This is a genomic window from Streptomyces radicis, assembly GCF_003626575.1.
GTDB classification, from domain to species: domain Bacteria; phylum Actinomycetota; class Actinomycetes; order Streptomycetales; family Streptomycetaceae; genus Streptomyces; species Streptomyces radicis.
The window spans coordinates 50,486-70,778 of the sequence record NZ_RBDY01000002.1; the positions used below are offsets into that span (position 1 = coordinate 50,486).

Below are 20,293 nucleotides of genomic sequence, written 5' to 3' on the forward strand. Positions count from 1 at the left end.
ACGGTAGCCGAACCATCTGCGAGGCTGAACTTATAGACTCAAATAGCTTAAAAATGTGAGAATCTGTCGCAAAAAGCTCCTCGGCGACGAGGTGCCTCGACACGTAAGCTAACCGCCACCACTGACAACGCGCCCGCGCCAACACCCACCCGGCCTGACCTGCACAGATGCACAACCGCCTGACCGCTGCAAAAACACTCCCGAGGACCCCACGTCGGAACCCCCCGACCTGCGGCTTTACCCTCGGGGTCCTCATCAACCCCGGAGGGTTCGCAACCCGAGCTCGCCGACCTGATGCGCAGCCAGGCCACGGGTCCTCATCAACCCCGGAGGGTTCGCAACCTCCTGGCGGTGCGGGTGGTGGTGAGGTGCTGGATCGTGTCCTCATCAACCCCGGAGGGTTCGCAACCGCATCGCGACGAAATCCCACGACTCCTCGTCCCTGCGTCCTCATCAACCCCGGAGGGTTCGCAACGCGGAACCTCGGCCGGGGCCACCGAGGGCGTCGGCGTGTCCTCATCAACCCCGGAGGGTTCGCAACCGGCGCACCGTCGTCTCACCGCACCCCAGCCGGGCGGGTCCTCATCAACCCCGGAGGGTTCGCAACAGGGGTTCTGCCGCGGCTCCACCGACGTCCAGGCCACGTCCTCATCAACCCCGGAGGGTTCGCAACGGATCCGCTGCGATCCCCGTGGGGGAAGGCTCTCGCCGTCCTCATCAACCCCGGAGGGTTCGCAACTCAGGCGGTGCGCGGCGTGGTGGAGGAGGGCCGCGAGTCCTCATCAACCCCGGAGGGTTCGCAACGCGCGGTCGACCAGGTGCAGCAGCGCGGGGGCGGTGGTGTCCTCATCAACCCCGGAGGGTTCGCAACGTCGTCCCGGCGCCCGTGCTGCCGGATTTGACGACACCTGGTCCTCATCAACCCCGGAGGGTTCGCAACCACGTCTCCCAGCTCCTCCCGTACCTCGGCCTCGGAGGTCCTCATCAACCCCGGAGGGTTCGCAACCCAGCAGGTTGCAGGAGTTCACGGCCCCGTTCTTCCCGTCCTCATCAACCCCGGAGGGTTCGCAACTCGGTGGCGCCCTTGACCTGCGCGCAGTAGTCCGACGTGTCCTCATCAACCCCGGAGGGTTCGCAACGCAGGCCGAGTGGCTCCTGACGTCCCCCGCCCGGGGTCCTCATCAACCCCGGAGAGTTCGCAACGGATGCCCATCGCCCTGGTCGGGCGCCGCCAGAAAGGGAGTCCTCATCAACCCCGGAGGGTTCGCAACTTGGCCTGCCGCCCGGACGTTGGGCGTGTCACCATGCGTCCTCATCAACCCCGGAGGTCAGCAGATCCGAAAAAGTCCGACTTTCACGCTTCGGTGGTTTCCCTCCACCAGCGCATGGTCGGTGCCCGAGTGCATCTGCCTTCGATGCACGACGTACGAGTACCCGAGGATTCCAGCCAAGAAGATCACCCATCTGGACGGCCGAGCCTCCCAAGGCTCAGCGACGTCACCTCTAGGCTCTGGCCACAACAAGAAGGGAGCGAAAGGGTGGAAGAGAGTGTCGCACTTCTTCTCAGTGGGCTCATCGCAGGCGGAGCGCTAGGCGCCCTGATCACCGGTTTTTACCCCCCTCGAAGCAGCCTGCCGTTCCTTCGACAGCCAAGGTGCGGGAAGGAGAAGATCACAATCTGTAGTGCTTGCGCGCACACCTGCGTCCACGCCCCTGATTGGCACCCAGGTTGCTCCTAAGGCCCAAAGCAGCGCTCTCCGCCTCGCGTAGTCGCACCTCCGGTATACCGATTCATGAGGGCACTGCCCTTGCACGCTGGCTCGACCCGCCAAAACCCTCTAGGGCTGATCAATGATTCATGGGCAATCGAACGCCCTGCATGTTGAAATCCCTCTAGGGATGATCAAGCTGAGACGGGTGTCGATTTCAGGTCACGTTGCTACGCTCGCCACCCCCCTTACTCGGAGCACTTAAATCGACAAGGCGCGATCCCTACTAATGCGGCAGCGATATCCATGCAGTCATCAACCTCGGATGCCATTGCTCGACGTGCGAATCCTCAATTCCTCAGAGGAGATCATCCCGCGTTCGGGACAAACCAGTGATGCAGTAGTTTCGGTCGGGGTGGCGTCGATTTCGGCGAGGTGGCGGGTGAGGCGTTGGTAGGTGTGTCGGGCGGCTTCGGGGTGGCCGAGGTCGTGGTGGAGGCGCATGAGGCGTTGGCAGATGGTCTCGTTCGTGGGTTCCCAGGTCGCGGCTTGTTCCAGGAGGGCGAGGGCTTCTTCTGGTGTGGTGTGGTCGGTGAGGAAGACGGCGGCGTCGATGGCCTTGTGGTGGTAGTGCTCGCGTGCCTCGTCGGCCCAGGGGTAGTCGGCGCCTTCGCACAGGGGGCCGTGGTAGACGTCGAGTGCTTGGTGCAGCGCGGCTGCTCGTGCGGTGGGCTCCTTGGTGCGGCTCGCTGTGGTGATGGCGGTGGTGAAGGTGTCGACGTCGCTGTGGACGACCTGGGGGTCGAGGCGGTGGCGGTCCGTGGTGTGGAGGATGAAGGCGGCGCTTCGGCTTCCGGTGACCTGGCGCAGGGTGCGGCGTACCGCGCGGCGGAGGTTGACCAGGTCTCTGGTGGCGCGTTCGGGGTCGTGGGAGAGGCGTAGTGCGTCGGTGAGGGCTTCGGTGCGCAGGCCGTTGGGATGGGCGGCGAGGATGGCGAGGAATTCCTTGGCCGCCTCTTTCATCGTGAGCGCGACTTCTTCGCCGTGGAGGTGGAGCGCGAGGCCGCCGAAGAGGCTGATGGTCAGGGCTGGCTTCGCGGTTGTCTTCGGCCGTTCCTGAACTGCTGTCTGGTCCGGGACCGCGATCGTTGGGGGGTTGAGCGCGTCGATGAGTTCTCGGGCGGGTGCCTCTGCAAGGGCGAACATGCCGCATCGGGCGAGGAGTTGATGGTCGGGTCCGGAGGCGTGCTCGACGGTGCCGTCGGGGGCCAGGCGGGCGGTGTTGGCCAGCTGGTCACCGCCCAGGGAGAGGACGACGAGGTGGTCGGCGGTGGCCGCGGCCTGTGTCGGGAGGTCGGCGTCGAGGAGGACGTCCATCAGCCGCGGGGTGGGGTGGCGGCCGTCCTGGGAGGCTCGGGCTCGTTCGACGGTGGTGGCCTGGGCGGTGTGGAGCGCTTCGCGTGTGTTCTCGGCCCGGTACCAGCCGGGGACTTCGGGGTGCAGGCCGGGCAGGAGGGTGTCGGCGAGGTCTCGTGTGGTGATGAGGCGCACGTGCGGGGAGCGTGGTGAGACGCGGGGGGCGGCGCTGAGGATGGCGATCGCGAGGGCGCGAGCGGCTGCGGGGGCGCCGGGGCCGGTCAGGTTCCATCCGCCGGGGGTGGCGAGGGCGGCGAGGGGGATCTCGGTGCCGTCGCGGTGAGCGCAGGTGACGGTGCCGGGAGGGGCGGGCCGCGCTGGGGGTGGGCGGCGGGTGATGTCGGCCTGGTGGGCGTCGGCTTCGTCCTGGTCGGCGCGTTGCGCGGCCAGGGCGGCCTGGGTGGCGGCTCGGACGGCGTCGGAGAGGTTCGGGGGTTCGGCTGCGAGGTCAGGTGGTGCGTGTCGCCTGGCTCGGTGGCGCGCGAGGGTGACGGCGGCGGCGATTCCAGCGGCGGTGGTGATGCCGATCAGGGAGGCGGTGCCGACGGTGATCCGCACCGGACGGTCTTCAGGCGTGGAAGCTCGCGGCGTGCCGGACGTGTCGGTCGCTTCGTCGCGTGCGGTTGAACGGTCGTGGGTCGTCTCCGGGGGCGCGGCGGCTCGGTCGGGTGGTGGGGTCTGCACAGCGTGGTCGCGTGCGTCGGCTGGCAGGTGGAGGTGCCAACCGGGGGTGAGGAGATCGGGGTCGGTGAGCTTGCGGCCGTCGGGTTGGGTGAGGGGGGTGGACAGCGCGTAGATCTCCGGCCAGCGGATCGGGTCGCCGAGCTGGTGTGCGGCGATGTTCCAGAGCGTGTCACCGGGGCGGACGACGTGGCGGACCGGGCTTTCGGGCTCCGCGGAGGCGCGTGCGACTTCCTCGAGCGACGTGGCCGTCGCCACGGTCGCGGAGGCAAGCTCCGGCGAGGGAATGGCCGTTGGGGTGCGCGGGGTGAGTGCGGCGAGGACGAGGGTGCCGATGCAGGTGGCGACCAGCAGTCGCGGTGCGGACACCGTCTCCAGGTGCGCGGCATGGAGCGAGCGATCGGCGCGCAGGTGGGGCAGGCGGCGCAGGTACCAGGCGGCCTCGCGGAGGACCGTTGCGGCGAAGGTGGCCCAGCACATCCAGCCGAGCAGGGCGAGGAGTTCGACGGCGAGGGGGTCGCTGAGGGGCTGGCGCAGGCGGTGGGCCACGTCCTGCGGCGACGTGGACGGGTCGGGCCAGGGCGCCCCGGCCGCCGTCCACAGGATGGTCGGAACGCCCGCGAGAAGGGCGAGGAGGGCGAGTGCGGCCAGGCTCGCCGACGCCGCGGATCGCCGCCGACCGGGTGCGCCGGTGGCGGTCACGGCGTGGACTCCGTTTCGGTGGCGGTGGTGGTGGCGCGTTCGGCGTGTGCGGTCGCGCGGCCGGTGACCGTGAGGTGGCGCAGTCCGGCGAGTTGGAGGATCTGGGTGGGCGTGCGGTGGGTGACGTGGACGGTGACGGAGTCGCCCTGGACTTCGACGCGGGCGGTGTCTCCTGTGGAGGTGATGTAGTCGCGGGCCGCCGCGGCGGCGCGGTCGGGGTCGAGCCGGGGGGTGCCGTTGGCGCGGAGGGCGGCCAGGTCGAGGCGTTGGGCTCCGGTGCGGGCCGCTTCCTGCGCGTTGTCCATGGCGCGGGTCTTGCCCGCGAGGGCCAGGCCGCCGTCGACGACGATCCCGGTGAAGAGCCACAGCCCGAGGAACGCGCCGATGACGAACGCGGTGACCGCTCCCCGGTCGTCGTCGGCGGCTCGCCGGAGGGGGCGCGGGGCGTTCACGGGGTGCTCCGGTAGGTGTCGACGGGCGAGGTGCTGGCGGCGGAGAGCGTGACGTTCCCGGGGAGTCCGGTGCCCAGGAGGTCGTTGAGGTCGCTGTGGCAGGAGACGGTGGCCGTCACCGTGCTGCCGGGGGCGAGCCGTTGGTGGCGGAGTGCGACGGCGTGGGAGGCACAGCTGGCGCCCGAGGCGTCGAGGGCGGAGGCGGCTGCGCTCCGGGCGGCCTGTTCGGCTTGTGCGGTGGTGTGGGTGAGGGAGGCGGCGCGGGCGGCGTGGTGGGCGGCGTCCTCGACGCGGACGCGGGCGTCGGTGACGCGGCCGAACCCGACCGCGAGCAGGGCGAGGAGGACCAGCAGCGGTGTGACCAGCACCAGCTCGACGGTTGCCGTGCCCGCGTCGTTGCCGTTGCGGCGGAAGCGGCGTGGGTCACCCATCGGTCGCCTCATCTCCCGGGGTGAGGAAGCGTTCGACGGGGCCCTCGGCGTGGCCTCGGACGGTGAGGTCGAGGCCGGGGACGACGGGGAGGACGTTGCCGTGGATGTCGACCGAGGCGGAGGTGGGTGTGCGGTGCACCCGCACCGTGGGGTCGTGCAGGACGCGGCCTCCGGCCGCGTCGAGCGTGGCGCGGGCGGTGGCGGCTCCTGTGGTCTTGGTGCCCTGGGCGGCGCGGGTGTCGGCCAGGGCGCGGGAGGCCGCCGCCTGGGCGATGTGCTGGGCGTGCCAGGCGAGGGCGCATTGGACGGAGAGCAGGGTCAGCAGCATCAGCACGGGGGTGAGGACGACGAGTTGAGTGCTGGCGGCGCCCCGGTCGCCCGGGTCATTCACCGGTGTACTCGGCGTCGAGGTCGATGCCGCGGGTGCGGGCGAGGACCTTGGAGGTGATGATCCCGGCCGCCGCGATGCCGAGCACGGCCAGGATCGCGGTGATGACCATCGTCTCGGTGGTGTAGCCGCCGTCGGTGGCCAGGCGTTGGCGCAGCTGGTGGGCGCGGGTGCGCATGGCGGCGAGCAGGTGGTTGAGCAGGATGGTGAGCACGGCTGGATGTCTTTCGCACGGAGTTCGGGGCGGGTGAAGGGGGTCAGAGGCCCGCCAGGACAGCGGAGAGGGCGGGGGTGCCGATGAAGATCAGGAAGCCGAGGAACTGGAGCACGATCGGCAGCGCCATCCGTTCGGTGGCGGCCTGCGCGGCGCCCTCGGCCTCGGTGAGCTGGCGGCGGCGCATGGCCCTGGCCTTGGCCTCCAGGGAGGTGCGGACCTTGGCGCCCTCCGTCCCGGCGAGGGAGATCGTCGCGGCCAGCTCGGACAGTTCGGCGACACCGGTGCGTTCGCCGAGCTGCCCGAGGTGGATCCACGGGCTGGTCCTGGTGACGGTGGACGCCTGGATCTCGCGGCGGATCCGCCCGGCGGCCCAACCGCGGGGGGCGCGGGAAGCGTCGTCGAGAGCCTGCTGTACGCCCGCGCCTCCGGCGAGCGCGATCACGGTGAGGTCCAGGACGACGGTGAGCGTGTGCCGCAGCCCGGCTCGTCGCCGCCGCGCCAGCTGTCGCACCTCGGCGTCGGGCAGGAAGAACAGGCAGGCGGCCAGCAGCAGGCTGGCGGACGTGGGCAGCCACCAGCCCACCCAGGAGGCTGTGCCCAGGCAGAACAGCCCGGACGCCAGCCACGGGGCGAACAGGCCGACGCCCGCGCTGGCGGCCTTCGCCGCCAAGTGGTCCTCGACCGTGCGCTCGGCCACCTCCAGATCGGCACGAAGTGCGGCGGTCGGCAGCCCCAGCGCCCGCAGCCCCGGGACGGCGCGCGCCCCGCACCGCGCCAACGCACTGGCCGGACGTCGCTTCTCGGCGACCTCCGGGTTCGCCGCGGGGTGGCTGAGTGCGGCGAGCAGTGAGGCGAGCGCCGGGCGCGGCGGGCGAAGACCCGCGGCGAAAACGACGAGACCGGTACCGAAGACGGCACCCAGCAGGATCGCGGTCATGGCCGGGTCACCGCCTCCCGTGCCTGCGCGGGCACAACCAACGGCGCGCCCTGGGGCGTTGGGGCGTGCGGGGCGAGCAGGCGGGGTGTCTCCTCGATGGCCGCGATGGAGTGGAGCCAGGCGAAGGAGACGGCGAACAGCCCTCCCGCGGTGGCGAGGGCGAGCTGTCCGGCCGGGCTGTCGAACGGTTCGAGGTAGGGGCGGTTGAGGCAGATCAGCCCGGCCGCCAAGGCGATCGTCGTGGCGCAGCACACGCGCACGGAGGTGCGCGCGCTGGTGCGGCCCGCCGCGATCCGCTGCCGCATGGCGACCTGCTCGCGGACCGATTCGGCCAACGATCCCAGCAGCGGCGCGAGTTGCCCGGCCTGCCTGCGGGAGGCCATCAGCAGGCCGGTGACCACGGCGTCGGCGGCCGGGTCGTTCATCTCCTCGGCGAACGCCTCCAGCGCTCTGGACAGCGGCTGCCCCATCCTGATCCGCCCGGCGAGAGCCCTCGCCTCCCGCCGGATCGCGGCGGGAGCGACCTCGGCGGCGGCCAGCAACGACTGCTCAAGACCGGCCGCGGCGGAGAGCGTGTCGCGCAGCATCTCCGTGAAGGTGGCCACCGCCTCCATCCGCTCGACGCGTCGCACGGCCTCGCGATCCGGGCCGAGCAGCTTCGGCAACGTCACCGTCCCGGCCGCCACGAGCAGTCCGGCGACCGGCCAGCCGGTCAACGCGCCCGCCATCAGCCCGGCCGCGACAGCTCCGACACCTCGGTGCCCGCGCAACGCCCGAGGAAGGCGGGAAGCGATTCCTCTTCGGCCGCGCTGCCGTTCACCGTTCGCGGGTCGCCGCATGGCGCCCGCGACCAGCAGGACCAGGCCAAGCCCCGCGCAGGCCCCCAGCAACGCGCCCAGCGGCACGGCCACGACGTCGAGGATCATGCCGACCACCACCCCACGCTGAACGCCTCGGCATCCAGCCCCGCCGCCGCAAGCTCCTGAAGCGTCTCCGACCGCAGCGGCGTTCCCGGCACGGCCCGGCCCTCAGGACCGGGGCGGAACACCTCGTTGGACACCACCTGGACCCCGTCCGCGGCCAGCACCTCGCGGACCGAGTCGACCACCCGCCGCCCGGCGGCGTCCCACCCGAGATGGACCACGAAGTGCACCGCGGCGGCGACCATCAGGTTCGTCGCCTCCGGCGACAGCCGCTCCGGCGACTGCGCGGCGTAGGCGGCCAGCTTGGTGAACACCCCGCGTGAGGTGGAGGAGTGGATCGTCGAGAGGGAGCCGTCGTTGCCCTGGGACATCGCGTTGCACATCGGCACCACCTCCGCCCCGCGGATCTCGCCGACGATCACCCGGTCCGGTGCCATCCGCAGGCCCCAGCGCACCAACTCCGCCTGGTCGACCGCGCCCTGGCCCTCGACGTTCGCCTCGCGCGCCTGCATCGCCACCACATCCGGATGCGCCCGCTGGTCCTGCTCCAGACCGAGTTCGAGGGTGTCCTCGATCGTCACCAGCCGTTCCTCCGGAGGGATCTCGGAGGCCAGGGCCCGCAGGAACGTGGTCTTCCCGACGTTCGTGCCGCCCGCGACGACGACGTTCTTCCGCGCCCGCACCAGCGCCGCCAGGAAGGCGGCCATCGCCTCGTCGCACACCCCCAGCCGCACCAGGTCCCGGAGGGTGACCGTGGTGAAGCGGTGTTTGCGGATCGACAGCGACACCCGCCGCGTGACCGCCATCGCCGCGAACATCCGCGAGCCGTCCGGCAGCCGCACGTTAAGGCTCGGGCAGCCCCGGTCGAAACGCCGTTCCTCCACCCCGCTGCGCGCGCCCAGCAGCCGCACCAGCTCGACCAGCTCCTCATCCGAATCCGCCACCGCGGGCCCGCGCCGCTTGCTGCCGTCCGCGCAGCGCAGCCACACCCGGTCGGCGCCGTTGACGAGGATGTTCTCCACCTGCGGGTCAGCCAGCAGCCGCTCCAGGACGCCAGCCCCCAGCAGCCGGTCGAGGACGAGCTGCGACACCGACGCCTCATCCTCCTCACCCAGGACCGGACGGCCCGCGGCCAGCTCCGTCCTCGCGAACCGCTCCAACTCGTCGGCCACCAGGCGGGCCACGGTCTCCCGACGCCCCGCCTCGTCCTCCGGCGGCAGACCCGCCGTCTCCCGGGCGTGCGCGTACTCGGCCAACCGGTCGGCCACCCGCCCGGCGAGCGCGTCCACCCACGCCGACGACACAGACGACACCGTCTGCGTCGGCACGGCCGCCGGGTCCGTCACCGCCCTCATCGAACGCCCACCTCCGCGCCAGCCCGCGCCTCGGCCCGCTCGGAGGCCACCAGCCGTACAGCCGCCGCGAGTTCCCCGGCGGCCGCGAGCAGCGCGGAGCGGCGCCAGCCCGAGCCGCGCAGTCGTCCTGGCTGCACGCCCCCGAGCGCGGCGGCCGAACGCGGCGCCCACGGCAGCACCACCACCCGGTCGATCCCCACCACCTCGGCGATTTCGTCAGCCGGGAAGGGGCAGGGGCCCACCACCGCGAGCACCACCCGCCCCTCCCGCGCCGCCAACGCCTCGCGGCACGCGAAGACATGGGCCAGGCCATCCACCCCGGCCCGCGTCACCAGCACCACCACGTCCGCGAACGCCACCACACCCTCCGTGAAGTCGCCCACACGCCCCACGTCCAGCACAACCGTCCCGAAGTCCTCCTCCCCACCCCGCAGCACGCGCCCGCCGTCCGTCGCCAGAAGGCGTACCGCCTCGCGGCACTGCCTCGCCCCCGAAGGGGCAAGCACGGCGCGTACGCCGAACGGCAGCTCCTGCGCCGCGCCCAGCACCGAACCGGGATGGGAGCGTCGAGCCGCAGCCGCCAGGTCCAGCAGGCCGGGCGCGTGCGACCGGGACATTCGCGCCGCCACATCACCCCCGGCGACATCGGCCTCGACCACCACAGGCCGCACCTCGTCCACGGCCACGTCCGGCCAGGCCACCGCCAGCGCCAACGCCGTCGTCGTCGCCCCGGGAGCGCCCTTCACCGACGCGCAGGCGATCATCCGCCTCATCGCGCATCGCCGTTCGCCGAGGACAGCACGACCACCCGGGGCTTCTCCACCACAGCCGCCCGCTCCGCCCCCACGGACTCGATCAGCATGGTCAGGGTGAACGGCTGACCGGCCGAGTCGCCCTCCCGTACGCCGGTCACCGTCCCGACCACCGGCGCGAACGCCTCCTCCCCCGCGCCCGGCAGACCAGCGGCGGAAGGTCCGGCGAAGACGGCCACCCGCTGACCACGCTCCAACGGCGGCGCGTCACCGGAGGCGACGGCGAACGACACCTCCGACCGTCCCCGCGGCGGATAGCTCCCCTCCGGCCCGACCTGCCCGGGAGCCAGCAGCGACCCGGCCACCAGGGGAACGGCCGTCATTCTCCCGACCACCGACTCCGCCCGCCCGGCGGGCACCACCGCGTCGTCCGCCGCCACCCGCACCTCTCGCAGGTCGCCCGCCTCGATCACATGCCCCGCCGGAAGATCCCGCACCACGGCAAGCACCGGATCACGCTCGCCCGCCACAGCGACCACCGCCGCAAAGCCCACCGCCGACGCCACCACCACCGACGCCCCGCCCCAGATCCACACGGGTCGCCGCCGCACACCGCCAGACACCGGCGCCCCACCGGACGCGCGGCCCTCACTCAGGGCGGCGGCCAACGCACCAACGCGTCGCTGCGACGCGGGAGAAGACAACGAGGTACCCAACACCCGACTCCACAAGAGAGGAACGACGAAAGAACGAGCCCGCTAACGCACCAGAGCCTGTATCTCGTCCACCGTCACCGCGACCTCATCGACCGTCACCAGTCCCGGCACCCGCCCGGACTGGCCATCGCCCTCCCACGTCACATCCCAGACCACCGCCGCCGAGACCGTGAACGTGCCTCCCGGCTCGCCCACCGAGGACCGCACGTAGGTGTAACCACAGTCGGGCGACGCGGCATCAGCCGGAAACGACCCGTCCCACGGCGTACCGGGCCCCCCACACACCACCTCGCCACCATCCCCCAACGACCACACCACCCGCACCGGACGCGCCGTCGCCGTCACCGACACCCCCGGCACCTCCGCCGTCTCCGACACCGGACGCCACACCCCACCCTCCACCCACAACCACGTCGGCACCCGCACCACCTGCACCGCATCCACCGACGGACTCAACCGAACCACCGGCGAAGGCAACCGCAACTCCTCCACCGCCAACCGAGCCACCTCACCAGCGGACAACCGACCGGCATCCGACTCCTTCGGCTCGGCGCCATAGCAATCGATCTCGGTGAACCCGGCCTCGGGAACTTCCACCCGACAACCACCCGTCTCGTACTCGATCCCGCGCTCGCCGCGCCGCGCTGAAGGCGACACAAAAGGCACTGCGACTTCGCCACCACCACCCGTCTCTCGCGAGCGACGTTCAGCGCGAACCGGCTCCTCGGTTGCGCCCGCCGAGTGCGCTCTGGTGGCGGCAACTACCTCGCACCCACTCTCTGAGCAACGCACGCCTCCACCCGGAAGCGTCGCATCGCCGAAGGCCGCCTCCGCGCCCCAAACCGTGGTGAGCACAACGACTGCCACCACGCCGCCTACTCCAGTGGTTCGCGGTGTCAACAGGTCGCCTGCTCTTCAAGGACGAGGTCGGTGACGATCCACTGCGCGTCCCTACGCTCGACCGTTGCGTGTACCCACCGATGCGAACCCGGCACGCTATTCACCAGTTCACCGTCGGAGTCGTACAGCAGCCAGTCCGTCTCGTCCATGCAATCGCGGAGCCTACGGCGCTCGGCTGAAGACTCCACGACCTGCACGTCATGCTTCGGAGCACCTTGGGAGACCTGTTGGCGTCCAGCGTTTTCCTCTAGGACGAATTCCAGAAGCATCAAAGCTTCATCAGTCGCGTGATCATTCAAACGCGGATGGTTGGCGTCAGAAGTCCACGAAGCCACGGTGGCGTCCTCCCACATGGCCAGGTAGGCGGTCACGCCCTCGTCACCGTGCTCTGAGGGGTGCTCCCCGGAAGTGCTTTGCCCGGAGCCGTCCCCCGAGGCACCGTCAACCTCCGTCCTGCCCCCGCATCCAGCGACGAGCAGGCTCGCCGCGACGGCGAACACCAAACGGCACCTCCAGCGCACGGCACCTACCCCCACGATCAACTCGCCACTGCTACTCAACGCGCCCAATCATGCACCAGGAGCAACCTCGCAGGGGTGCCGATTACCCCGGACAGAGCAGAAATCCACGACGGAACCGCCGACGTCGCCGGACCCACCTACGCCCGAGGCGGTCTTCCGCATCGCGAGCACGTTCGCCAAGGTGGTCGCGGACGGCGCCGACGAAGGGGCGGAGAGTAATGACGAAGCGACGAGGCAAAGCACGCAGGCGTCAACAGCGGCGGCGCGCAACGATCTTCGCCGCTGCCGTCGCCCTGGTAACGGTGGCCGTGCTGGGGGCGAAGATCTGGCTCGTCCTGCTGATCGTGGCGCTGGCGAGCGGCTTTGGCACGGCGGGATGGTGGGGGTGGCGAACACATCGGGCGTTACGAGAGAAGGACCGGCGCTGGCGCGAGGAGCAGCGGGTCCTTGAGAACCACCACTCGCTCGCCGAGGTCGACACCCTGCCGGGCGAAGCGTTCGAGCAGCTGGTCGCCGCGCTCTGCCGCCGCGACGGCTGCACCGAGGTCGAGCGGGTCGGCCGCACCGGCGACGACGGCGCCGATGTCATCGGTCGCCTCCCGGACGGGCGGACCATGGTCATCCAGTGCAAGCGCTACGCACCCCACCGCGCCATCGGCAGCCCCGACATGCGCGGACTGCTCGGCTCCCGCACCCACTTCGGCGCGGACGTGGCCCTCTTCGTCACCACCGCCCGCATCACGCGGAAAGCCGAGGAGTTCGCCGTCACCAACGGCATCATCGCCCTCCACCGCGACCTCTTCGCCTCCTGGCACAGCGGCGCGCCCCTCACCTCCATCGCCCAGGTCAACGGCTCGGGCCAGGGAAACCGCCAGCACCAGCAACGCTGGAAAGGTACCTACAGCCCCCGCAAACGCACCAGACGCCCCCGACCGAGAGACACCTGAACGCACCACCGAACTCCTCAGAGCAGCGAGAGGGCGAACCAGACCGCCTTCGTTGATTCGTGAAACCGCACCCCCCATCGCCCTCGGGACACCGTGTGCACGATGAGAAGGCCGCGTCCTCGTTCCTCCAGAGCGGAGAGGGGAGTTTCGGCATCGTCGCCGGGTCGATGCGCGACTTCGCCCTGCTGGAAACGGAGAATCTCCGGCATCTGCGTCTCGCGGTCGACCACTTCGCAGAGCAACCGCAGATCCTTTACGCGTACCCGCAACTCGAATGGGCCCCTGGCGTGTTCGGCCGCGTTGGCCATGAGCTCGGAAGCGGCCAGAACCACGTCCGAGGCCATATCGGCCGACAAGCCGTGATCCCGGGCCAAGCGGGAAAGAGCGGCGCGTGCCTGGAAGTGCGCGTCTGGGGTGTACTCCGTCCACCTACGGTAGAGGTCGTACGAGGCATCCGCCTCAGCGGTCATCGGGCACCTCCGCACACCACGTGACGCTTCCGCGATGCGACCCGGCGATGACGTCCAGGCCCCGGGCGAAGGCACGCTGCCAGCCTTCGAAGGACCAGCGTTGCGGAAGCCGTCACGACGACTACGGAAATCGAATCAGCGAGCAATGGGAATTGACCCATGTGACCCTCCGTTATCCGGCACGTAAGAGCCAGGACAACATCCGCTCCACGAAGAGCGGAACCGGAGGATCTCAATTATTGGGATTCGATGAAACATTCCAAATGTAACCCATTAATTTCCCGTGCTCGCCGACGGTAAGTCTCCGGTCGTCGGTACTTACCGGTTGCCATGCTGTCGGGGTAAGGGCTGCCCTGCAACCATCAGTTACGGGACAACCCTTAGGTCAGCGTTTCAGCGACACCACCGCTTCGATCGTCAGCACACGGCCGTCGACCGGCCACTTCGGGTGTTCCCTTGTTCTGGGGCTCCCGTCGGGGGTACGTGTGCCTGACCGGCGGCCGCGCGGTCGGGCCTTCTTGTTGTCCGGCGCCCCACAGCACCGTGGCCGAACGGTGGCCCCACGGCGCGGAAACGCGCCCGCGCCGCACTCGCTCAGTGGTCCGTCAGGAGGCCCGCGTCGTGGGCCAGGACCGCCGCCTGGACGCGGTTCGCGCAGCCCGTGCGGGTCAGGATGCGGCTGATGTGGGCCTTCACCGTGCCCGCGCTCAGGTGGAGTTCGGCGGCGATCTCCGCGTTGGACAGGCCCGTGCCGAGCAGCCGCAGGACGTCGCGTTCGGCGGGGGTCAGCTCCTCGGTCCTGCGCAGGGCCGCCTCGGTGTCCCGGCCTGACCGCACGTGGCGTTCCAGCAGCTGCCGGGTGATCCGGGGGGCGAGGACCGGCTCGCCGCGCGCGGCGAGGCGCACGGCGCGGATCAGCTCGGTCGGGCCCGTGTCCTTGAGGAGGAACCCGCTCGCCCCGGCCCGCAGGGCGCGCGTCACGCTCTCCTCCTCGCCGAACGCCGTCAGCATCACGACATGGGTGCGCGGCGAGAGGCGGGCGATGTCCCGCGCGGCGGCGATGCCGTCCCTGTGCGGCATCTGGATGTCGAGCAGGGCGACGTCGACGCGCTGCTCGCGGCACGCCGAGGCCGCCTCGCCGCCGTCGCCCGCCTCGGCGACCACCTCGACGTCATCGGCGTTCTCCAGGATCAGCCGGATACCCGCGCGCATCAGCGCCTCGTCGTCGGCCACCAGGACTCGGATCATCGGCTCATCGTAGAGCCGCGTCCGCCACCAGCACGAGGAGGAAGGCGACCGTGGGCAGGACGACGAGCAACGCCAGGCAGCCCGAGCCCAGGACGCGCGGCCAGGTCAGGACCTCGTCGGGCTGCGGGGCGCGCGCGCCGCGCGGCTCGGCGCCTTCGGGCCGGGGGAACGTCGGCACCTCGGGGGCGCCGTTCCCGCGGAGGGGCAGCCGGGCGGCCATGCGGAAGCCGCCTTCGGCCAGGGCGCCCGCCTCGAAGGTGCCGCCGAGCAGCGCGATCCGCTCCTGGCAGCCCGCGAGCCCGCTGCGGTTGCCGCCCTGGGAACGGCCGCCCGCGCGCGGGGCGCCGTTGGTGACGGACACCTCGATGCCGCCGTCCGCCTCCCTGACCACCACTCTGGTGGGCGCGCCCGCCGCGTGCTTCAGCGCGTTCGTCAGCCCCTCGCGGACCAGCCGGTGGATCGCCTGGAGCCCGCGCGGCCCCACGCCGGGCAGGTCGGCGGCCGACCACTCGAGCTCGACGGCGCTGCCCGCCTGCCGCGACTCCTCGACGAGGGCGGCGATGTCCTCGCGCGTGCCCCTCTCGTTCCCCGTGCTGTCGTCCGGGTCCATGTCGTCGCGGCGCAGGACGCCGAGGATGTCGCGCAGCTCCTCCATGGCCGTGCCCGAGACCGTGCGCAGCAGCTCGGCCTGTCCCACGAGGGCGGGCGCCTGTCGGCCCGCGGCGAGCTCGAGCGCCCCGGCGTGCACCGAGATCAGGCTCAGCCGGTGGCCGAGGAGGTCGTGCATCTCCCCGGCGATGCGCGTCCGTTCCTCGAGCCTGGCCGCCACGGCGGTGAGCGTGCGGGCCTGTTCCAGATAGGCGTTGCGCTCCCGCAGCAGGCGCACCAGAGGGCGTCGCGTGCCGAGCAGGGTCCCGGCCAACGTGGGCAGCAGGAGCACCAGCACCGCGGAGAGCGCGTACCCCGCCAGCTCCAACAGCAGGGGATCGGGCCGCACCGGCGCGAGCACGACGGCCAGGACGCCGGTGGCGACGCAGGCGAGGCCGACCACCCGCCACGCCCGGCGCGGCGGCGCGATGCGGCGCGTCGCGGAGAGCACGAGCAACGGCACCACCGCGAGCGTCCACACGTTGTCGCCCGTGACCAGCACGGAGGACCCGACGACCGCGAGGACCGGGCGGCCGCGCCTTGCGGGGACGAGCAACACCGCCCACAGCGCCCCGAGAACGGCCCACACCAGCCGGTGGGGCGGCGCCAGCATCAGCGGCAGCAGGGCGAAGGCGGCGGTCGCGGCGCACAGCAGCGACTCGACGACGACCACGCGCCGCTCCGCCGCCCGCACCGCGCGCCAGGTCGCGGCCGCCTCGCGGCGCGCCCACCCCGGCGCGCCGGTCACGGTGTCCCGCAACCGGGCGGCCCGCCGTCGCGCCGTCGGGGGCGACGCCCCCCGCTCCGCCGCGGTCACGCGCCCGGCCGGGGGCTCGGCTCGGCCCGCAGCCCGGCCCGCAGCTCCCCCCGCAGCGCGGCCACGTCCACGCCCTCGGCCACCAGAAGCCGCACGACCTCGTCGTCGGGCTCGGCGTCGCCTGACGACGTCGACTCGCCGAGCAGCGCCGATATCAGGTGGACCGTGCCGACCGTGGGCGAGCCGTGCTCGGCGGCGACCAACCGCGCGACGGCCATGGCCCGTCGGGTGGCGTCCGAGGACGGCGGCACGTCGCCTTCGGGATCCAAGGGCGGGTGCACCGAAGCCGCGACGACCAGCGAGTCCTGCCGCACCCCGTGCCGACGCAGCACGGCGGGAGCGGCGTTGACGGCCGCCAGGCGCTCGGGGAGCGAGCGCCCCGCGACGAACAGCGCGCGGTCGAGGGCCAGCGTTCCCAGCAGGAGGTCCACCGGCTGCGTCTCGGCGCGCCCGCACCGCAGCGCGTGCCGCGCGGCCTCGACGGACATCGCCGTGAGCACGGGTGAGCCGTTCACGCTCGACCCCGTCATCCACGACATGACCGCCCGCGTCAGGCGGTTGCCGCTCTTGCCCAGCGTTCCGGCCTGGCGCAGCAGGGCGACGCCGACGGACTCGGGGCCCTTGCCCTCCGCCCCGGCCTCCTCCGCCCTGGCGCTCGCGTCAAGGCGGTCGAGCGCGGCCGCCGCGGCGTCGAGGTCGAGGCGTTCGAGCGCCATGGCCTCCCTCGCCCTGCTGCCCGGCAGGTCGAGCAGGGCGCGGGCCACATGCCGCAGGCGCACCGCGACCGTCCCTTCGGCGCGGGCCGACGCCACCGCGCGCAGCAGGGACGCGCGCAGCGCGCCGGTCATCTCCGGCAGCTCAGGGGGCCCCTGCTCGGCGGGCCGACGCTTCCTGCGGCCGAAGCTCCACCGCGCCTCGCGCCACGCGGCGTCGACCTCGCGCTGATCGGCCTCCGCGCCGGCGCCGACCGCGTCCGAGGCCTCGGGCGTCTCGTCGTCGCTCACCCAGCCGCGGCCCGCCCTGCCGAACGCCGAGCCGCTGAGGGAGCCCACCTTGCGCATGCCACCGGCGACCGCGGCGCCGATGTCCGGGTCCTCGAGCACCACCACGCCCAGCAGGGTATCCGTCCCCACGACGGGCATCTCGAGCTTGATCGCGCGGCGCAGTGCCTCCATGAACGCGTCCGTGACCTCGGACTCGAACTCCGTCGTCGTCCCGGCCGCGGCCTTGCCGTCGGCGTGGGCCCCGGTCGTCTCTCCCTGCCCCATCAACTTCCCTCTCCCTGCGTGGCGTTCCGTTCGGGACAACGTTCGCGCACTCTCCGCGCGACCGCGTCGGCCGACCGGCCACACTCCCCGTCCGATCGGCACACCGGCCGGGGGACATCGGCCCGCACGGCGGAGGCGGCTCCGCGACGGAGCACGTCGAACGACCCTAGGGGCTGTCCCGCACCGCGCGGCCGTCGGGGCCGCGTCCCGGTGCGCGGGTGTGAGCCATCCGGCCAGCCCTTCGCCCTTTCGGACCGCCCGTGATGCGGCGGCCCGGAACGCGCATGAGGCTCGGTCATGTCCGCTTCGCGCGGCCCCCCGTACCTCGTAGACACCATGGAGCTGTACATGAACAGGAGCTCTGCACGAGCCCTCGGCGTGCTCGGCCTCGCCGCCGCCCTCACCCTGACCCCCACGAGCGCCGCCCTGGCGAGCGCCGCCCTGACCGGGCCCACCACGGAAGTGGCGGGCGAGAGCCACGCGCCCCACCACACGACCGACGCGCCCCGCGCCGTGCCCCAGGACACCGGGTCCGTCGAGACGCAGCTGAAGAAGGTGCGGGCCGCCACGGTCCGCTACCAGGACGTGCGGCTCGCCGAGGCCGACGGCTACACGCTGGGCGAGTCCTGCATCCCGGGGCTCGGGTACCACTTCGTCAGACAGGTGGCCGAGAGCCAGGACGAGCTGGAGATCACCGAGCCCAACTCCATGCTGTACGTGCCCCAGGAGGACGGCAGCCTGAAGCTCGCCGGGGTGGGCTACGTCTCCAAGCGGGAGGCCGCCCTCTTCGGCGAGGAGCTGTCCCCGCCCAGCATCCTCCCCTACTACACGCTGCACGCCTGGGTCTGGGAGGAGAACCCCAACGGCGTCTTCGAGCACATCAACCCGAACATCTCCTGCCCGGGCAAGGGCACGGGCATCCCCGCCCCCGAGGGCGCCTGACCAGCCGTCCGACCACCCGTCCGACCACCCCGCGACCACCGTCGCGCGCCAACGGCCCCGCCTCGCGGGGCCGTTGGCCTGTCTGTGACACTGAGCACCTGTCAACTCACCGAATGCTGCGCGTCTATGGACATCAAGTAAACCTTCCCCCATGTCGCTTGCCATTCTGCCCGCGTAGACAGAAGGTGGGTTCGTGTTCATGCCTCTGCAACTGTCATGGACGCATCACAAGTCCCCCCATCCGAAGGAACTCTCTTCATGGCACTGACGCGAAAGCCGACCCGGCTCCGCAGAAGCGCGGGGTTGGCGACCGCCGCCCTCGTGAGCCTCGGCCTCGGCGCGACGCTTCCCGGCGTCGCCCTGGCCGCCGATGCCCCCACCGGGACCATCGCCAACGCCGGCGCCGAGGGCACCGTCGCCGGCAGCTACATCGTCACCCTCGACGACAGCCGCCTCTCGGCCAGCGCCGAGGCGGCCGCGAGCACGCTGGCCGACACCCATGGCGCCGAGGTGACCAGCGTGTTCGAGCACGCGCTCAACGGCTTCGCCATCGAGGCGACCGAGCAGGAGGCGCTCGAGCTGGCCGCCGACCCGGCCGTGGCCGAGGTGACGCAGAACCAGGTGTTCCACGCCAGCGGCACCCAGTCCAACCCGCCGTCCTGGGGCCTCGACCGGCTCGACCAGGCCGCGCTGCCGCTCGACTCGTCCTACACCTACCCGGACAGCGCGGGGTCCGGGGTCACCGTGTACATCCTGGACACCGGTGTCCACTACAGCCACGAGGACTTCGGCGGCCGGGCCACGCTCGGCTTCGACGCCTTCGGCGGCGACGGCAGCGACGGCCAGGGCCACGGCACGCACGTCGCCGGCACCGTGGCGGGCAGCGACTACGGCGTGGCGAAGAGCGCCGACATCGTCTCGGTCAAGGTGCTCGACGACTCGGGCTCCGGCACCACCGAGTCCGTGGTCAGCGGCATCGACTGGGTCACCGCCAACGCCTCGGGCCCCTCGGTCGCCAACATGAGCCTCGGCGGCGGCGTGGACACCACGCTCGACGCGGCCGTCGAGAGCTCGATCGCGGCGGGCGTCACCTACGCGATCGCCGCGGGCAACGACTACGGCGCGGACGCGTCGCAGTTCTCCCCGGCGCGCGTGGAGTCGGCCATCACGGTCGGGTCGAGCGCGGAGACCGACGCGATATCGGACTTCTCCAACGTCGGCTCCGTGGTGGACATCTTCGCCCCCGGCACCGACATCACCTCGGCGTGGAACACCGGTGACACCGCGGAGAACACCATCTCCGGCACCTCGATGGCCACCCCCCACGTGGCCGGCGCGGCGGCGCTGTTCCTGGCCGACAACCCCGGTGCCACCCCGGCCGACGTGGCGTCCTCGCTGGTCGGCACGGGCGTCGCCGACGTTCTGACCGGCATCCCCTCGGGCACGGCCAACCTCCTGCTGAACACCAGCGGCGAGGGCGGCGGCCCCGGCGAGCCCGAGGAGCCGCCGACCGGTGAGCGCTTCACCAACGAGACCCCGGTCGCCATCGCGGACAACGCGACGGCCGAGTCGGCCATCGAGGTCAGCGGCGTCGGCACCCTGGCCGGCGGGTTCGAGGTCGACGTCGACATCGCGCACACCTGGGTCGGCGACCTGACGCTCACCCTGGTCGCGCCCGACGGCACCGCCACGGTGCTCAGGGACCAGACGGGCGGCAGCCAGCAGGACCTGGCCGCCACCTTCCCGCTCTCCGGCACAGGCCTGGCGGCCGACGGCACCTGGACCCTCCAGGTGACGGACAACGCCACGTATGACACCGGGACGCTCAACTCCTGGGCGCTCCAGTTCTGATC

Annotated in this window: 19 protein-coding genes and 1 CRISPR repeat array; of the genes, 3 read left to right on the forward strand and 16 right to left on the reverse strand. The window is 71.7% G+C overall.

Annotated features, from left to right (window positions below; genetic code table 11):
- Positions 1–248: 248 nt before the first annotated feature.
- Positions 249–1,271: direct repeats of the CRISPR family, unit length 29 nt; unit sequence GTCCTCATCAACCCCGGAGGGTTCGCAAC.
- A gap of 753 nt (positions 1,272–2,024) precedes the next feature.
- The 12 genes from D7318_RS03130 to D7318_RS03185 all read right to left on the reverse strand — a co-directional run bounded on the left by D7318_RS03130 (position 2,025) and on the right by D7318_RS03185 (position 11,950).
- Positions 2,025–4,508 (reverse strand): BTAD domain-containing putative transcriptional regulator, encoded by a 2,484-nt coding sequence (locus D7318_RS03130; protein ID WP_120695290.1) that lies wholly within the window; start codon positions 4,506–4,508, stop codon positions 2,025–2,027.
- Entirely contained in the window at positions 4,505–4,960 is a 456-nt protein-coding gene (locus D7318_RS03135; protein WP_120695291.1) for a pilus assembly protein TadG-related protein, read from the reverse strand. Before D7318_RS03135 ends, D7318_RS03130 begins: the two co-directional genes overlap by 4 nt.
- Positions 4,957–5,391, reverse strand: coding sequence for a TadE/TadG family type IV pilus assembly protein (locus tag D7318_RS03140; protein ID WP_120695292.1), 435 nt, complete (start codon positions 5,389–5,391; stop codon positions 4,957–4,959). The genes D7318_RS03135 and D7318_RS03140 overlap by 4 nt, the downstream gene beginning before the upstream one ends.
- Positions 5,384–5,782, reverse strand: coding sequence for a TadE/TadG family type IV pilus assembly protein (locus D7318_RS03145; RefSeq protein WP_120695293.1), 399 nt, complete (start codon positions 5,780–5,782; stop codon positions 5,384–5,386). Before D7318_RS03145 ends, D7318_RS03140 begins: the two co-directional genes overlap by 8 nt.
- Positions 5,775–5,993 (reverse strand): hypothetical protein, encoded by a 219-nt coding sequence (locus D7318_RS03150; protein WP_230423301.1) that lies wholly within the window; start codon positions 5,991–5,993, stop codon positions 5,775–5,777. Before D7318_RS03150 ends, D7318_RS03145 begins: the two co-directional genes overlap by 8 nt.
- A gap of 43 nt (positions 5,994–6,036) precedes the next feature.
- A complete protein-coding gene (locus D7318_RS03155; RefSeq protein ID WP_120695294.1) occupies positions 6,037–6,933 on the reverse strand; it encodes a type II secretion system F family protein in 897 nt (298 codons plus the stop codon).
- Positions 6,930–7,859: a type II secretion system F family protein gene (locus D7318_RS03160; RefSeq protein WP_120695686.1), complete on the reverse strand. Its 930-nt coding sequence runs from the start codon at positions 7,857–7,859 to the stop codon at positions 6,930–6,932. The genes D7318_RS03155 and D7318_RS03160 overlap by 4 nt, the downstream gene beginning before the upstream one ends.
- A complete protein-coding gene (locus tag D7318_RS03165; RefSeq protein WP_120695295.1) occupies positions 7,856–9,211 on the reverse strand; it encodes a CpaF family protein in 1,356 nt (451 codons plus the stop codon). The genes D7318_RS03160 and D7318_RS03165 overlap by 4 nt, the downstream gene beginning before the upstream one ends.
- A complete protein-coding gene (locus D7318_RS03170) occupies positions 9,208–9,984 on the reverse strand; it encodes a P-loop NTPase family protein (protein WP_147437601.1) in 777 nt (258 codons plus the stop codon). The genes D7318_RS03165 and D7318_RS03170 overlap by 4 nt, the downstream gene beginning before the upstream one ends.
- Positions 9,981–10,574 (reverse strand): SAF domain-containing protein, encoded by a 594-nt coding sequence (locus D7318_RS03175; protein ID WP_230423302.1) that lies wholly within the window; start codon positions 10,572–10,574, stop codon positions 9,981–9,983. Before D7318_RS03175 ends, D7318_RS03170 begins: the two co-directional genes overlap by 4 nt.
- Before the next feature lie 147 nt (positions 10,575–10,721).
- Positions 10,722–11,276: a hypothetical protein gene (locus D7318_RS03180; protein WP_230423305.1), complete on the reverse strand. Its 555-nt coding sequence runs from the start codon at positions 11,274–11,276 to the stop codon at positions 10,722–10,724.
- Between the two features lie 299 nt (positions 11,277–11,575).
- Positions 11,576–11,950: a hypothetical protein gene (locus D7318_RS03185; RefSeq protein WP_147437602.1), complete on the reverse strand. Its 375-nt coding sequence runs from the start codon at positions 11,948–11,950 to the stop codon at positions 11,576–11,578.
- Between the two features lie 368 nt (positions 11,951–12,318).
- On the opposite strand from D7318_RS03185, the gene D7318_RS03190 reads away from it, so the two are divergent.
- The gene (locus D7318_RS03190; protein ID WP_120695299.1) at positions 12,319–13,047 is read left to right on the forward strand and encodes a restriction endonuclease; all 729 of its coding nucleotides are present in this window, start codon (positions 12,319–12,321) and stop codon (positions 13,045–13,047) included.
- A 17-nt stretch (positions 13,048–13,064) separates the two neighbouring features.
- Here the strand turns inward: D7318_RS03190 and D7318_RS03195 are convergent, their stop codons facing one another.
- From D7318_RS03195 to D7318_RS03210, 4 genes are all read right to left on the reverse strand, one after another.
- Positions 13,065–13,517, reverse strand: a complete 453-nt coding sequence (locus tag D7318_RS03195) for an ATP-binding protein (RefSeq protein WP_120695300.1) — start codon at positions 13,515–13,517, stop codon at positions 13,065–13,067.
- Positions 13,518–14,111: 594 nt separating this feature from the next.
- A complete protein-coding gene (locus tag D7318_RS03200; protein WP_120695301.1) occupies positions 14,112–14,765 on the reverse strand; it encodes a response regulator in 654 nt (217 codons plus the stop codon).
- 4 nt (positions 14,766–14,769) lie between these two features.
- Positions 14,770–16,161: a sensor histidine kinase gene (locus D7318_RS03205; RefSeq protein WP_120695688.1), complete on the reverse strand. Its 1,392-nt coding sequence runs from the start codon at positions 16,159–16,161 to the stop codon at positions 14,770–14,772.
- Positions 16,162–16,226: 65 nt separating this feature from the next.
- Entirely contained in the window at positions 16,227–17,498 is a 1,272-nt protein-coding gene (locus tag D7318_RS03210; RefSeq protein ID WP_120695302.1) for a hypothetical protein, read from the reverse strand.
- A gap of 348 nt (positions 17,499–17,846) precedes the next feature.
- Here D7318_RS03210 and D7318_RS03215 point away from each other — a divergent pair, with 348 nt between their 5' ends.
- Both D7318_RS03215 and D7318_RS03220 read left to right on the forward strand, forming a co-directional pair.
- Complete coding sequence (locus tag D7318_RS03215) at positions 17,847–18,440, forward strand: hypothetical protein (RefSeq protein WP_147437603.1); 594 nt, start codon at positions 17,847–17,849, stop codon at positions 18,438–18,440.
- 258 nt (positions 18,441–18,698) lie between these two features.
- Positions 18,699–20,291 (forward strand): S8 family peptidase, encoded by a 1,593-nt coding sequence (locus D7318_RS03220; protein WP_120695304.1) that lies wholly within the window; start codon positions 18,699–18,701, stop codon positions 20,289–20,291.
- Positions 20,292–20,293: the final 2 nt, after the last annotated feature.